This window comes from Micromonospora sp. CNZ280, assembly GCF_011759515.1.
Window position 1 is genome coordinate 198,437 of the sequence record NZ_JAAOYP010000001.1, and the last position, 14,313, is coordinate 212,749.

Consider the following 14,313-nt stretch of genomic DNA (forward strand, 5'->3'; position numbering starts at 1 on the left):
TGGGCGCCCCGGCCGCCCGGCTCCCCCCGCCGGGCGGTCGGGGTGTCACAGGTGTCAGGCGGCCAGACCGTCGAGGGCCGGCTGGTGGGCCACGCCGAGCGCGGTCTCCACCACCGTGACGAACTGCTCGGCGGCGCGCAGCAGGTCGTCGGCCTCCCGGGCGGTGACCACCCGGGGGATGCCGGCCTCGGCGGCGGCCCGCTTGCCGGCGCCGGCGGCGAAGAACCGGGCCCACTCGTCAAGCTCGGGAGCGACCCCGGAGAGCAGGACCCAGACGCTGGTGATCCGGTTGCGCCGGGCCGGTGCCGGGCGGGCCCGGGCGGCGAGCAGGGCGGCGGCGGCGCGCAGGGCGGCCAGGTGGGCGGCCGCGTAACGGAGGCCGTCGGGACGGGTCCGGACGGCCTCGGCGAGCCCCTGGCGAGCCACCGCGAGAAGCTGGGCGGGAGTGCGGTGCGGCAGCACGTGCGCCGGCACCGTCGGTGCCTGAGCCGGGTTGGTCGGCATGGGACTGTCTCCTCCACGTGGCCGGGTCGCCACCCCACCGCGGCGGACGGACCGCCGGCGGGGCGCCGGATCGAGTGGTGCGGAGGAAGACGCACCGGATGGGGGCCGGCCGGGTGTGGACGCTTCCCCACACCACACCCGGCCGGCGTACCGGCGGGTTCGTCGCCCGCCGCCCGGGGGTCGTGGGCGGCGGGCGACGCTCCTGCCTGACGGGACCGGGCTCGCGACTGCCCGGAACCCCGGTGCGGCCCGCGGAGCCGCACCGCCCGGAGCCGGCGCCGCGAAACACCGCCCCGGGCTGGTTGGAACGAGCGTACGAGGCAATCGAACACTCGTTCTAACTACTGCTGACAGTACACCCTCCCTCCGACGAAAATGCAACGTGTGACGCGCGGCCGGTCGTGGACCGCACCCGCGTACCGGGAAGAATGGCGGGCATGCAGTCACACCCGAACGTACGGGCGGTGCAGGACGCGCTCGACGCCGCCGACGCGCGGAACGGTTCCGGCGCCCCCAGCCTGGTCCGCCTGCTGCCCGAGGCGGTGCACACCGCCGCGGCCGCCGCCGAGGCGCTCGGCGTCGGCGTCGGCCAGATCGCCAACTCGCTGATCTTCGAGGCGGACGGCGAGCCGCTGCTGGTGCTCACCTCCGGCGCGCACCGGGTGGACACCGCCGGGCTGGCCGCCGGCATCGGGGTCACCCGGCTGCGCCGGGCCAGCCCCGACTTCGTCCGCACGCACACCGGGCAGGTGATCGGCGGGGTGGCCCCGCTGGGCCACCCGAAGCCGCTGCGCACCCTGGTGGACACCGCCCTGGCGGCGTACGACGAGATCTGGGCCGCCGGCGGGGTGCCGCAGGCGGTCTTTCCCACCACGTACCGGGAACTGCTCCGGATCACCGCCGGCGCCCCGGCCGAGGTGGCGTGAGCGACCCCGCACCCGCCGTACCGGGCCTGGTCACCCTGCACGTGTGGCGGACCTCCCGGCCCGCGCTGCCCCGGGCGCTGGCCCGGATGGCGCTCGACCCGCGCCGGCTGCGCGCCGTGCCGGGCGTACGGTTCGGCAAGCTCCTCGGCACCGGGACCGGCACCGGCTTCGGCCCGGGTGACGCCGACCTGACCCGGTGGGCGGCGCTGGCGGTGTGGGACTCCCCCGCCGCGGCGGCCGGCTTCGACGCCTCGCCGGTGGGCCGGGCCTGGTCCCGGATCGCCCGCTCGGCCGTCCGGCTCGACCTGCGCCCGCTGACCAGCCGGGGCGAGTGGTCCGGCCGCCGGCCGTTCGGCGAGCCGCCCGGCGGCCGCGCCGACGGCCCGGTGCTGGCGCTGACCCGGGCCCGGCTGCGGCCCCGCCGGGCGGTCACCTTCTGGCGGGCGGTCCCGCCGGTGGCCGCCGCCCTGCACGCCGCACCCGGCCTGCTCGCCCGGTTCGGCGTCGGCGAGGCCCCGCTGGGCTGGCAGGGCACGGTGAGCGTGTGGCGTGACCCGGCGCACCTGGTGGCGTTCGCGTACCGTCACCCGGAGCACCGCGCCGCGATCATGCGGACCCCCACCGAGGGGTGGTACGCGGAGGAACTCTTCGCGCGGTTCGCGGTGTGCGACGTGGTCGGTGACCGGACGGTGCTGGGGTGGGTCGCGGACGGCGACGCGGAGACGGCGAAGGGCGCGCGGGCATGAGGTTGGTGCGGTGGACGCCGGACGATCTCGTCCGGCGGCTGGACGACGTGGTGGCCGTCTACGGCGAGGCGATGGGCTACCGCACCGACCTGCTGGAGGCCCGCCGCGGCTACATCGCCACCCACGTCCGCCGCCCCGGCTTCCGGGCCGTGGCCAGCCTGACCACCGAGGGGCACCTGGCCGGCTTCGGCTACGGCTACCTCGGCGCCCCCGGGCAGTGGTGGCACGACCAGGTCTGGCGGGCGCTGGACCCGGCCGCCCGGCAGCGCTGGCTGGCCGACTGCTTCGAGGTGGTCGAGCTGCACGTCCGGCCGCCGGCGCAGGGGCACGGCCTGGGCGCGGGGCAGCTGCGCGCCCTGCTCACCATGGCCGAGGGGGCCACCACCCTGCTGTCCACCCCGGAGGCCGACGAACAGCGGTCGCGGGCCTGGCGGCTGTACCGCCGGTTCGGCTTCGTCGACATCCTGCGCGACTTCCACTTTCCCGGCGACGAGCGCCCGTTCGGCGTGCTCGGCCGGGACCTCCCCCTCCCGCCTCCCGGCCCGGCGCCGGCCCCGCCGCGCTCCGCGCAGGCCCCGCCCGGCCCGGCCGCGCCGTGAACCGGCAGCGGGCCTGCTGGGCGCTGCTGGCCGTGCTGGTGCTCGCGCAGATCTGCTACCCGCTGACCACCGGGACGACCCGGGCCCGGCTGACCGTGGCCACCGTCGGCATCGGCTGGCTGCTCTCGGTCGGCCACGCGCTGCTGAGCCGGGGTGCGCGTACCGCTGCGGCGCTGGTGGCGGTGGCCACCGGCGGCGGGTTCGCCATCGAGGCGCTCGGGGTGGCCACCGGCTTCCCGTTCGGCAGCTACGACTACTCCGGCCAGCTGGGCCCGAAGCTGGCCGGAGTGCCGCTGGTCATCCCGCTGGCGTGGACCTGGATGGCCTGGCCGGCCTGGCTGACCGCGGTCCGGCTCACCACGCCACCCGACCCCAGTGCCCCGGCCGGCGGCCACCCCGCGCCGCCCCACCCCCGGTCACCGGTCCGGCTCGCCGTCCGGCGGGTCGCGCTGGCCGCGCTCGGGCTGGCCACCTGGGACCTCTTCCTCGACCCGCAGATGGTGGCCGAGGGCCACTGGGTCTGGCGGGACGCCACCCCGGCGCTGCCCGGCCTGCCCGGCGTCCCGGTCAGCAACTACCTCGGCTGGCTGCTCTTCGCGGTGCTGCTGATGGCCGCGCTGCGCCCGCTGGCCGGGCCGGCGGTGGCCGGCACCGACCGGCGGGACCACCCGATGTTCGCGCTCTACCTGTGGACGTACGGCTCCAGCGTGCTGGCCCACGCGGTCTTCCTCGGCCTGCCCGCCTCCGCGCTGTGGGGCGCCGCCGGCATGTCGGTGACCGCGGTGCCGCTCGCGCTGACGCTGCTGCGGACCCGCCGCGACGACCGGCCGGCGTCCCACCCGCCCCGGCGCGCCGACGCCGACGCCCCGGCATGAGCGGGCCATGAGCGGGCGAATCGGCAGGCTCGGCGCGACGGTGCCCCCTGGCGGCACGCAGCGCAGCGGATCGCCGTCATGAGCGGCGTCCTTCTCCTGCTGCTCGGGGTCGCCGCGCTGACCGCGCACACGCTGGTCAACGCCGGCCGCTGGCTGCGCCGCCCGGCCGCGCCGCCGGCCCCGGTGGACGAGCCGGTCGCGGTGCTGCTGCCGCTGCGCGACGAGGCCGCCCGGGTCACCCCGTGCCTGCGCGCGCTGCTCGCCCAGCGCGGCGTGCCGGGGCTGCGCGTCGTGGTGCTCGACGACGGGTCCACCGACGGCACCGCCGAGGTGGTCCGGGCGGTGACCGGCGACGACCCGCGGGTCACCCTGCTGAGCGGGACCGCCCCGCCGCCGGGCTGGCTGGGCAAGCCGTACGCCTGCTGGCAACTGGCCAGCCGGGCCGACCCGGCGGCCACCACGCTGGTCTTCGTCGACGCCGACGTGGTGCTCGCCCCGGACGCGGTGGCGGCGGCGGTCACCGAACTGCGTGCCGCGCGGCTGACGCTGCTGTCGCCGTACCCCAGGATCCTGGTGGCCACGGCGGCGGACCGGCTGGTCCAGCCGTTGCTGCAGTGGCTGTGGCTGACCTTCCTGCCGCTGCGCGCGATGGAGCGCTCACCGCGGCCGTCGCTGGCCGCGGCCGGCGGGCAGTTCCTGGTGCTGGACCGGGCCGGCTACGAACGGGCCGGCGGGCACGTCGCGGTGGCCGACAAGGTCCTGGAGGACATCGAGCTGGCCCGGGCGGTCAAGCGGGCCGGCGGCCGGATCGCCCTGGCCGACGGCTCGCGGCTGGCCACCTGCCGGATGTACGAGGACTGGCCGCAGCTGCGCGACGGCTACACCAAGTCGCTCTGGGCCTCGTTCGGCCACCCGGTGTCGGCGGCCGTGGTGGTGGCGCTGCTGCTCCTGCTCTACACCGCACCGCCGCTGCTGGCGGTGGGCGCGCTCGCCGCCGGGGCGGTCCCGGTGGCGGCCGCCGCCGCGGCGGCGTACCTGCTCGGGGTGGCCGGACGGGCGATCAGCGCCCGGGCGACCGGCGGCCGGTGGTGGCCCGACTCGCTGGCACACCCCGTGTCGGTCGTGGTCCTCGGTTGGCTGACCCTGCGGTCGTACGATCTGCGGAAGCGGCGCCGGCTGACCTGGCGGGGCCGCCCGGTCACCTAGGAGGCGGCATGGCGCGGATCGTGGTCGTCGGCGCCGGAGTCGGCGGGCTGGCCACCGCCGCGCGGCTGGCCGTCACCGGGCACCAGGTCACCGTCTTGGAACGGGCCGACACGGTGGGCGGCAAGCTCGGCCGGTACCTGCACGACACGCCGGCCGGCCCGTTCCACTTCGACACCGGGCCCAGCCTGCTCACCCTGCCCGAGGTCTTCCACGACCTGTTCGAGGCGACCGGTGCGAAGCTCGACGAGTACCTCGACCTCGCGCCGCTGGACCCGATCGTCCGGCACGTCTTCCCCGGCGGGGGGCCGGCGCTGGACTCGTGTGCCGACCCGGCCGAGTTCGCCGCCCGGATCGGCGCCGCGCTCGGCGACCGGGCCGCGGCCGACTGGCAGCGGCTGTGGCGCCGGGCCGGCCGCGTCTGGCAGGCCTCCCACCAGGACATCCTGCGCCGCCCGGTCGGGTCCCCGCGGGACCTGGCCGCGCTGGCCTGGCGGCTCGGCGACCTGGCCGCGGTCGCCCCCGGCCGGAGCCTGCGCGGGCTGGGCCGCCGCCACCTGTCCGACCCCCGGCTGCGGATGCTGCTGGACCGGTACGCCACGTACACCGGCGCCGACCCGCGCCGGGCCCCGGCCGCGCTGGTCGCCGTCCCGTACGCCGAGCTGGCCTTCGGCGGCTGGTACCTGCGCGGCGGGCTGGGCACCCTCGCCGACGCGCTGCTGACCCGCTGCCTGGATCTCGGCGTGGTGGTGCAGACCGGCGCCGAGGTCACCCGGATCGACGCCGCCGGCGGCCGGGTGACCGGGGTACGCCTCGCCGGCGTCGCGGCGCCCGTCCCCGCCGACGTGGTGGTGGCCAACGCCGACGCGCTCACCGTCTACCGGGACCTGCTGCCCAGCCCGCGCCGGCTGGCCGGGCTCGCCGACCGCAGCCTGGCCGGCTTCGTGCTGCTGCTCGGGGTCACCGGCGCATCCGGCCTGGCCCACCACACCGTGTTCTTCCCGCGCGACCACGACGCCGAGTTCGACGCGGTCTTCGGCGACCCGGGGCGCGGGGTGCGCGCCCGCCCGGCGCCCGACCCGACGGTGTTCGTCACCGTCGCCGACGACCCGCTGGTCCGCCCGGCCGGGCACGAGGCGTGGTTCGTGCTGGTCAACGCGCCCCGGCAGGGCACCGCCGCCGGCGCCGTGGACTGGCGGCGGCCCGGGTTGGCCGAGGCGTACGCCGACCGGATCCTGGACGTGCTGGCCGAGCGCGGCGTCGACGTGCGCGACCGGCTGCTGTTCCGCGAGATCCGCACCCCGGCCGACCTGGACACCGCCACCGGCGCGCCCGGCGGGTCGATCTACGGCACGGCCGGCGGGCTGCTCCGCCCGGCCAACCGCGGCCCGGTACGCGGACTGTGGCTGGTCGGCGGTTCCAGCCACCCCGGCGGCGGCCTGCCGATGGTCACCCTCTCCGCGCAGATCGTCGCCGACGAGATCGGCTCCGCCTGGTGACCCGACCGCTCAGCCGGGCCGCTCAGCGGGATCATCGCGGCGCCGTGGCCCGGTCCGGCGGCCGGTCCGCGTCGAGCAGGGCACGGCGGACGGCGGAGAGCAGCTGGCCCAGGCCGAAGGCGGCCAGCAGCACCCAGACGGCGGTGGCCATGGTGATGGTGCCGGCGGCGAGGTCCGGCTCGATCAGCCCGGTCAGCCCGGCGAGCAGCAGCCCGGCCAGGGCCACCGAGACCCGGGTGGGGCGCTCCCCCACGGTCACCGCGCCGATCTCCCGCATGCCCGCGGCGACCGCCCGGGCCCGGACGTACTCGTGCAGCCAGGACAGCGCACCGGCCGTGGCCACCAGCGCGCCCGGCGCGCCGACCAGCCAGAACGCGACCAGCCAGGCGACCTCACCGAGCCGGTCGGCGACCGAGTCGTAGACGTAGCCGAGCCGGGTGGTCCGGCCGGTGGCCACCGCCACCGCGCCGTCGACGCTGTCCGCCACCGCGGCGAGCAGCACGAACAGCGCCCCGAGGAACGGCCCGTCCCCCGGGCGTACGGCGAACACCGGCACGAGGACGCAGAGCAGCACGCCGGCCACCGTCACCGGGGTCGGGCCGACCCGGAGCCGGCCCAGCACGTACCCGACGTGGTAGGCGAACCGCAGCCAGGCGCGCACCACCGGAGCCGCCACCCGGGGGTCGAACCCGCCGTGCAGCCGGGCCCAGGCGGTCGCGTAGTCGTCCCACTTCAGCAGCTGTGTGCCCACCACGGATCAACCGTCGCACCGCGGCCGAGGTGTCGCGGCCCGTACGCTCACACCCGCGCGCCCACCTGGAGGTGCTGCCAGACCTCGCGGGTGGCCGTGGAGCGGTTGAGGGTGATGAAGTGGATCCCCGGCACGCCCTCGTCGAGCAGCCGCCGGCACATCTCGCTGGCCTGCTCGATGCCGAGCCGGCGCACCGCCTCCGGATCGTCGGCGACCCGCTCGAACCGCTCGGCCAGGGCCGGCGGGAACGGCGCCCCGGACAGCTGGACCGACCGCTCGATGGTGCTCATCTGGGTCACCGGCATCACGCCGGCCAGGATCGGGGTGTCGCAGCCGGCGGCCGCCACCCGGTCACGCAGCCGTAGGTAGTCGTCGGCGTCGAAGAACATCTGGGTGATCGCGAACTCGGCACCGGCCCGACATTTGCGGACGAAGTACTCGGTGTCACTGGCCACGTCGGGCGACCGGGGGTGCTTGTACGGGAAGGCGGCCACCCCGACGCTGAAGTCACCGGACTCGCGGACCAGGCGGACCAGCTCCTCGGCGTAGAGCACGCCCTCGGGGTGGCGGACCCACTCGCCGCCCGGGTTGCCCGGCGGGTCGCCCCGCACGACCAGCACGTTGCGCACGCCGACTCCGGCGAGCCGGCCGATCACATGCCGCAGCTCGGCGACGGAGTGGTTGACCGCGGTGAGGTGGGCCATCGGCAGCAGGGTGGTCTCGGTGGCGATCCGCTCGGTGACCGCGACCGTGGTGTCCCGGGTCGACCCGCCCGCGCCGTAGGTGATCGAGACGAACGAGGGGCGCAACGGCTCCAGCTCGCGGATCGCCTGCCAGAGCAGCCGCTCGCCCTGCTCGGTCTTGGGCGGGAAGAACTCGAAGGAGAAGGTCGGCTGGCGGTCACGGATCAGCTCCCCGATCGCCGGCTGCGACTGGGGAAGGACGGAGGGAAGACCGAGCGCCACGCCACGACTGTAGCGGGCGGCGCCGGTCGCACCCACGCCTTCCCACCCCGTCGGACACCGGGCCGCCCCGATGACACCGCGGTCGGGCCGGCGGGCGCCGGAAAGCGTCGTACCCGCGGAGTAGGCATGGGGTCAGCGCGGGTGGGCCGGCCGGGGCCGGCCGCACCGGGGGGCGCGCGGGGGTCGAGATCCGATCGGTGGCGCACGGTCCCGTCCGGCGGGGCGCGTCGCCGCCGTGCCGACGCCCACCCGGAGGACCCATGACGCCGTTCCCGCCCGGCCCGCGGCTGCTCGGGCCACTGCTCGCCCAGCTCCGGCTGGCCCGCGGCTGGAGCCAGCCACGGCTGGCCGCCGAGCTATGCGCGGCCGCCGGCGTGCCGACCCTGAGCCGGCACGAGGTCTCCCGGTGGGAACGGCAACTGCGCGTCCCCGGCGACTTCTGGCTCGGCTGGCTGGCCGTCGTGCTGGACGCGCCGGTCGAGCTGCTGCACTCCGCCGCGACCCGGTCCCGGGCGCTGGGCGCCCCGCCGGCCGTGCCCGGTGCCGGCGCCCGGTCGCGGGCCGCGCTGCTCGCGCTGGCCCAGCGGTGGCTGGCCGACCCGCACGCCGCCCTCCTGGTCGCCGCGTCGCCCGGCCTGGCGGTCGCGGCGCCGGCCGGGCCAGCCGAACCCGACCCGCCGGACCGGGACCGGCGGTCGCCCGACGAGCTGCGCCGGCTCGACGACCTGTGCGGCGGGGCCGACCTGGCCGGGTTGGCGGCCGGCCGGATGCGGCGGACGGTCCGGGCACTGTCCGGGGCGGCCCCGGCGGCCCGCCGCCGGCTGCTGCCGGTGCTGGCCGAGTCCGCCCAGCTGGCCGGCTGGCTCGCCGCCGACGCCGGGGACCCGGTGGGCGGGCTGGACGCCTACCGCCTGGCGCTGCGGGCCGCCACCGCGGCCGGGGACGTGGCGCTCGCCGGGCACGTGCTCGGCTCCGCCAGCCACCTGCTGGCCGGCCTCGGCGACCCGGCCGGCGCGCTGGTGCTGGCCCGCACCGGGTACGCCGGGGCGCGCCGGCACGCCACGCCGGGCCTGCGGGCGCTGCTGCTGCACCGGGTGGCACTGGCGGCCGCGCTCGGCGGGCGGGCCGCCGCGGCCCGGCAGTCCCTCGACGAGGCGCGGCGCGCGGGTGGCGACCCGCCGGAACCGGGCCGGGAGCCGTCCTGGCTCTACTGGCTCGACGGGGTCGAACTGGCGGCGATGACCGGGCGCACGCTGGTCGCGCTGGGCCACCCGGGCCCGGCCGAGGCGCCGCTGGTCGCCGCCCGGCGGCGCGGGCACCCGCGCGGCGCGGCCATCTACGGCGGCTGGCTGGCCCGGGGCTACCTGCAACTCGGCGAGGTCGAGCGGGCCTGCGCGGTGGCCGGCGAGGCGCTGCTCGACGCGGTCCGCGCCGGCTCGCCGCGGGCACTCGGCCCGCTGTCCGAGCTGCGCCGCCGGCTCGCCGGGCACCCGCACGAGCCGGCCGCGCGGCGGTACGCGGCGCTCGTCGCGGCGGCCGGGCCGTACCTGCCCCGAGCGCCGGCGGGCCGGGCCCGCTCCGGCGCGCCACCGGGCCGCGGCACGGCCGCCCCGGCGCGTCGGATACCCACGGGTACGGCGGCGCGGAGGCGGACCGGCTAGCGTCAGGGCGTGACCGACGCTGCTCCTGTTTCCCCCGTCGACCGCGCCGGGCTGCGCCAACGGGTCGACAAGGCCCTGGCCGAGTTCCTGGCCACCCAACGCACCTGGATGGCCGGGGTCGACGACGCCCTGACACCGGTCGCCGAGGCGATCGAGGCGTTCGTCCTCGGCGGCGGCAAGCGACTCCGGCCGGCGTTCGCCTACTGGGGCTACCGCGGCGCCGGCGGGGTGGACTCCGACCAGGTGGTGAGCGCCCTGGCCGCGCTGGAGTTCGTCCAGGCCAGCGCTCTGATCCACGACGACCTGATGGACCGCTCGGACACCCGGCGGGGCGAGCCGGCGGTGCACCGGCGGTTCGCCAGCCGGCACCGGTCGGCCGGCTGGCGTGGGGACCCGAACGGCTTCGGCGACGCGGCGGCGATCCTGCTCGGCGACCTGTGCCTGGTCTGGTCCGACGAGCTGCTGCACTCCGCCGGTCTGGAGCCGGGCACGGTGGCCCGGGCCCGGCCGGTCTTCGACGAGATGCGCACCGAGGTGACCGTCGGGCAGTACCTCGACGTGCTGACCCAGGCCACCGGGGACACCTCGGTGGAGCGGGCCGGCAAGGTCGCCCGCTACAAGTCGGCGAAGTACACGGTGGAGCGGCCGCTGCTGCTCGGCGCCGCGCTGGCCGGAGCATCGGCGGACGTGCGGACGGCGTACTCGGCGTACGGGCTGCCACTGGGCGAGGCGTTCCAGCTCCGCGACGACGTGCTCGGGGTCTTCGGCGACCCGGCCCAGACCGGCAAGCCGGCCGGCGACGACCTGCGCGAGGGCAAGCGCACCTACCTGGTGGCGGCCGCCCTGGAGGCGACCGACGAGGCGGGGCGGGAACTGCTGCTCGGCCGGCTGGGCGACCCGGAACTGGACGAGGAGGGCGTCACCCGGCTCCGTGAGCTGATCACCGGGTGCGGCGCGCTGGCCCGTACCGAGCAGCGGATCGTCACCCTCACCGACGCCGCGCTGGCCGCCCTGACCACCGTCGACCTGGACACCGAGGCCCGCCAGGCCCTGGTCGACCTGGCCATCGCCGCCACCCGCCGCGCCGACTGACCCTCCCACCCCACCCCGCCCCGCCCCCGGCGGCTTATCAGAAGCCGAGGGCTTGGGCGCGGCGTTTGATCTCGCGGGCCTGGTCGCTGGCGAGGGCGGCGGCGGGAGTGGCGCCGGGGAGGGCGTCGTCGGGCTCGTAGAGCCAGCGCAGCGCGGCCTCGTCGTCGTAACCGGCGTCGGCCAGCAGGGTGAGCACGCCGGGCAGGTGCTTGAGCACCGTACGGTTGGCCACCAGGTCAGCCGGGATCCGGCGGACGCCGTCGCGGCGGACCGCGATCAGCTCCCGGTCCCGGACCATCTGGTGCACCTTGCTGATCGACACGTCGAGGCGCTCGGCGACGTCCGGCAGGGTCAGCCAGTCGGCCGGGTCGGCCGGGCCGGCGAGGTCGGGGCCGGGCACGGCCCGGTCGGCGGGTACGGAGTCGGTCACCCGACCACCCTGCCATGCCCGGCCCGGCCTGCGTCAACGGCACCCCGGGCGGGTCATGTCCGCAGGTGGCGCGCGGCGGGGAGGGGTCTGCCCGCCCCCGGCTGTAGCATCCTGTTCAACCTTCACCCTACGGACACATAGACTCCCTGCCGATGGACACACAGGTCGCCGACACGTTGCTGGGCTCGCTGATCGACGGGCGCTACCGCATTCGCGGTCGCGTGGCCCGTGGCGGCATGGCGACCGTGTACACCGCCACCGACGAGCGCCTCGAGCGCACCGTGGCGGTCAAGATCATTCACCCCACCCAGGCTCCGGAGGCGCGGGCCCGCCTGGCCGGGTTCCTGGAGCGGTTCACCGACGAGGCGAAGACCATCGCCCGGCTGACCCACCCCAACGTGGTGGCGGTCTACGACCAGGGCACCCACAACGGGCTGCCGTACCTGGTCATGGAGTACGTGCGCGGCCGCACCCTGCGCGAGGTGCTCGCCGAGCGGCGCCGGCTCAACCCGGACGAGGCGCTGGCCATCTTCGAGCAGATGCTCGCCGCGATCGCCGCCGCGCACCGGGCCGGGCTGGTGCACCGGGACGTCAAACCGGAGAACGTGCTGGTCGCCGAGGCACCGACCGGCGGTGTGGCGAACCTGGTGGACAGCGTGGTCAAGGTGGCCGACTTCGGGCTGGCCCGGGCGGTCGAGGCGAGCGCCGACGAGACGCAGGGCAACCAGCTGATGGCGACCGTGGCGTACGTCGCGCCGGAGCTGGTCACCGACGGGCACGCCGACCCGCGCACCGACGTCTACTCGGCCGGCATCGTGCTGTTCGAGATGCTCACCGGCCGGGTCCCGTACGACGGGGACCGCCCGGTGGAGGTCGCCTGGCAGCACGTCGACCAGGACGTACCGGCGCCGTCGACGCTGGTGCCCGGGCTGCCGAAGGCCCTCGACGACCTGGTCGCCCGGGCCACCCGGCGCGACCCGGGCGCCCGGCCGACCGACGCCGGCGCCCTGCTCGCCGAGGTGCAGGTGGCCCGCGACGACCTGGGCAACCCGAACACCCGTACCGCCGTGCTGCGCCGGGTGACCGACGAGCCGCCGGTGGCCCAGCCGACCATGGTGGTCGCGGCGGTCAAGCCGGCCGAGCGGCCGTCCTGGGCCCGGCTGCCCGAGGGCGGCGGACCCCGCGCCGGCCGGCGGCGGGCCGCCCCGGAGGACGGGCAGGACCTGTGGTCCCGGTTGGTGGCGCTGCGCACCCGGGTGATGGCCGACCGGCGCGGCCGGCAGGCCGTCGCCGCGGCCGTGGTGGTGCTCGGCCTGGTCGCCGCCCTGACCGGATGGTGGTTCGGGGTGGGCCGCTACACCGTTGCCCCGCAGTTGGTGAGCCTGACCAAGGCCGAGGCGGAGGCGCAGGCCGAGCGCGCCGGCTTCACCCTGGTGTACGCCGAGCCACGCTACGACGAGCAGGTCCCGAAGGACGCCGTGCTGGTGCAGGACCCGGCCTCGGCGACCCGGATCGTCAAGGGTGGGACGATCACGCTCACCCTCTCGCTGGGCCCGGAGCGCTTCCCGGTGCCGGACGTGGTGGGCAAGGACTTCGAACTGGCCGAGGCGGATCTGGTCAACCTCAAGCTGGTGGCGGTCAAGGGCGCGTCGCGCTACGACGACAACCTGCCGGCGGGGGTGGTCATCGACACCAACCCGAAGGTGGGTACGGAGGTCAAGCCGGGCGCCAAGGTCACCCTCATCCTGAGCAAGGGCCGGGCCCCGGTCTCGGTGCCGAACCTGGTCGGCAAGAGCCTCACCGAGGCCCGGGAGACCCTGACCAAGCTGGGCCTGGTGCCGGTGGAGAACTACAAGGACTCCGACAAGCCCCGGGACGAGATCCTCGGGCAGAGCCCGTCCGACGGCACCGGTGTCGAGAAGGGCGCCCGGGTCAAGCTGGAGGTCAGCAAGGGCCCGCCGCTGACGGTTCTACCCCGGGTGGTCGACCTGCCCTGCCCGCAGGCCAAGCAGTTGCTGGAGAGCCAGGGTTTCCCGGTCGCCGTGCAGTTCAACCCGAACGGCGTCGTGCGCTTCCAGAACCCGAACGAGAACAGCCAGGTGCCGCCGGGCACCCTGGTCACCCTCGGGTGCCTGTGATGACCGCGGCGCATCCCGGCGGGCGTCGGCGGGTGGGCTCGCACACGCCCACCTCCGGCGGCCTGGCGAAGGCGGCCCTGCCGTACCTGGACGCCGCCGGCTCCGAGGTCGTGCAGGTCTACGTCTCGAACTCCCGCGGCTGGGCGCTGCCGGTGGGCGACCCGGTGCAGGACGCGCTGTTCCGCGACGGCTGCGCCGAACGGGACGTACCGGTCTTCATCCACGCCTCGCTGCTGGTCAACCTCGGCTCGCCGACCGCCGCGACGGTCGAGCGGTCGGCGTTGACGCTGGCCCACGCGCTGCGCCGGGGCACCGAGATCGGCGCCCGCGCGGTGGTGTTCCACGCCGGCAGCGCGGTGGACGCCGGGCACGCCGAGGCGGCGATGCGGCAGGTCCGCGAGACGCTGCTGCCGCTGCTGGACGGCGCCGCCGCCGAGGGCGGGCCGATGCTGCTGGTGGAGCCGAGCGCGGGCGGCGGCCGGTCGCTCGCCTCCCGGGTGGAGCACCTCGGGCCCTACCTGGACGCGGTGGACCGGCACCCCTGGCTCGGGGTCTGCTTCGACACCTGCCACGCCTGGGCGGCCGGGCACGACGTGGCCGTCGAGGGCGGCATGACCGCGACGCTGGACACCCTGGTGGCGACGGTCGGGGCCGACCGGCTGAAGCTGGTGCACGCCAACGACTCGAAGGACCTGTGCGGCTCGACCCGGGACCGGCACGAGAACATCGGCAAGGGCACCATCGGCGAGCCCGCGTTCGCGGAACTCATGCGGCACCCCGCCACCGCCGGCCTGCCGATCGTGGTGGAGACCCCGACGGAGAAGCACGTCGGCCACGCCGCCGACATCGCCACCCTCACCCGCCTCCACCCCTGACCACCCCTCTCCTCAGGGGGCAGCCGCCCTCGTTCCCGGAAAGAGTGGC

14 protein-coding genes are annotated in these 14,313 nt (G+C 76.8%); 10 read left to right on the plus strand and 4 right to left on the minus strand.

Features of this window, described 5'->3' with window-relative positions:
- Positions 1-54: 54 nt before the first annotated feature.
- On the minus strand, positions 55-504 hold the full coding sequence (locus tag FHX32_RS00895) for an SAV_6107 family HEPN domain-containing protein (protein WP_167178576.1): 450 nt from the start codon (positions 502-504) through the stop codon (positions 55-57).
- Between the two features lie 437 nt (positions 505-941).
- On the opposite strand from FHX32_RS00895, the gene FHX32_RS00900 reads away from it, so the two are divergent.
- The 6 genes from FHX32_RS00900 (at position 942) to FHX32_RS00925 (ending at position 6,352) form a co-directional block, all read left to right on the plus strand.
- Positions 942-1,430 (plus strand): YbaK/EbsC family protein, encoded by a 489-nt coding sequence (locus tag FHX32_RS00900; RefSeq protein WP_167178578.1) that lies wholly within the window; start codon positions 942-944, stop codon positions 1,428-1,430.
- The gene (locus tag FHX32_RS00905; protein ID WP_167178580.1) at positions 1,427-2,176 is read left to right on the plus strand and encodes a monooxygenase; all 750 of its coding nucleotides are present in this window, start codon (positions 1,427-1,429) and stop codon (positions 2,174-2,176) included. The genes FHX32_RS00900 and FHX32_RS00905 overlap by 4 nt, the downstream gene beginning before the upstream one ends.
- Positions 2,173-2,775, plus strand: a complete 603-nt coding sequence (locus FHX32_RS00910; protein WP_167178582.1) for a GNAT family N-acetyltransferase — start codon at positions 2,173-2,175, stop codon at positions 2,773-2,775. Before FHX32_RS00905 ends, FHX32_RS00910 begins: the two co-directional genes overlap by 4 nt.
- Positions 2,772-3,650 carry a carotenoid biosynthesis protein gene (locus FHX32_RS00915; protein WP_167178584.1) on the plus strand — a complete coding sequence of 293 codons (879 nt, stop codon included), beginning with the start codon at positions 2,772-2,774 and terminating at the stop codon, positions 3,648-3,650. Before FHX32_RS00910 ends, FHX32_RS00915 begins: the two co-directional genes overlap by 4 nt.
- A 78-nt stretch (positions 3,651-3,728) precedes the next feature.
- Positions 3,729-4,856 carry a glycosyltransferase family A protein gene (locus FHX32_RS00920; protein ID WP_167178586.1) on the plus strand — a complete coding sequence of 376 codons (1,128 nt, stop codon included), beginning with the start codon at positions 3,729-3,731 and terminating at the stop codon, positions 4,854-4,856.
- An 8-nt stretch (positions 4,857-4,864) separates the two neighbouring features.
- On the plus strand, positions 4,865-6,352 hold the full coding sequence (locus FHX32_RS00925) for a phytoene desaturase family protein (RefSeq protein WP_167178588.1): 1,488 nt from the start codon (positions 4,865-4,867) through the stop codon (positions 6,350-6,352).
- Positions 6,353-6,383: 31 nt separating this feature from the next.
- Here the strand turns inward: FHX32_RS00925 and FHX32_RS00930 are convergent, their stop codons facing one another.
- Together FHX32_RS00930 and metF are read right to left on the minus strand one after the other, a co-directional pair.
- Entirely contained in the window at positions 6,384-7,106 is a 723-nt protein-coding gene (locus tag FHX32_RS00930) for a CDP-alcohol phosphatidyltransferase family protein (RefSeq protein WP_167178590.1), read from the minus strand.
- Positions 7,107-7,150: 44 nt separating this feature from the next.
- Positions 7,151-8,068, minus strand: a complete 918-nt coding sequence (metF, locus tag FHX32_RS00935; RefSeq protein WP_167178592.1) for a methylenetetrahydrofolate reductase [NAD(P)H] — start codon at positions 8,066-8,068, stop codon at positions 7,151-7,153.
- A 260-nt stretch (positions 8,069-8,328) separates the two neighbouring features.
- Between metF and FHX32_RS00940 the strand changes: the two genes are divergently transcribed.
- Positions 8,329-9,729 (plus strand): NsdA family TPR-like regulatory protein, encoded by a 1,401-nt coding sequence (locus FHX32_RS00940; RefSeq protein ID WP_486480859.1) that lies wholly within the window; start codon positions 8,329-8,331, stop codon positions 9,727-9,729.
- 9 nt (positions 9,730-9,738) lie between these two features.
- Positions 9,739-10,821 carry a polyprenyl synthetase family protein gene (locus FHX32_RS00945; RefSeq protein ID WP_167178601.1) on the plus strand — a complete coding sequence of 361 codons (1,083 nt, stop codon included), beginning with the start codon at positions 9,739-9,741 and terminating at the stop codon, positions 10,819-10,821.
- Positions 10,822-10,858: 37 nt separating this feature from the next.
- Here the strand turns inward: FHX32_RS00945 and FHX32_RS00950 are convergent, their stop codons facing one another.
- The gene (locus tag FHX32_RS00950) at positions 10,859-11,251 is read right to left on the minus strand and encodes an Rv2175c family DNA-binding protein (protein ID WP_167178603.1); all 393 of its coding nucleotides are present in this window, start codon (positions 11,249-11,251) and stop codon (positions 10,859-10,861) included.
- Positions 11,252-11,403: 152 nt separating this feature from the next.
- Here FHX32_RS00950 and pknB point away from each other — a divergent pair, with 152 nt between their 5' ends.
- Positions 11,404-13,389 (plus strand): Stk1 family PASTA domain-containing Ser/Thr kinase, encoded by a 1,986-nt coding sequence (gene pknB / locus FHX32_RS00955; protein WP_167178605.1) that lies wholly within the window; start codon positions 11,404-11,406, stop codon positions 13,387-13,389.
- The gene (locus FHX32_RS00960; RefSeq protein WP_167178608.1) at positions 13,389-14,264 is read left to right on the plus strand and encodes a deoxyribonuclease IV; all 876 of its coding nucleotides are present in this window, start codon (positions 13,389-13,391) and stop codon (positions 14,262-14,264) included. The genes pknB and FHX32_RS00960 overlap by 1 nt, the downstream gene beginning before the upstream one ends.
- The last annotated feature ends 49 nt before the right edge of the window (positions 14,265-14,313 follow it).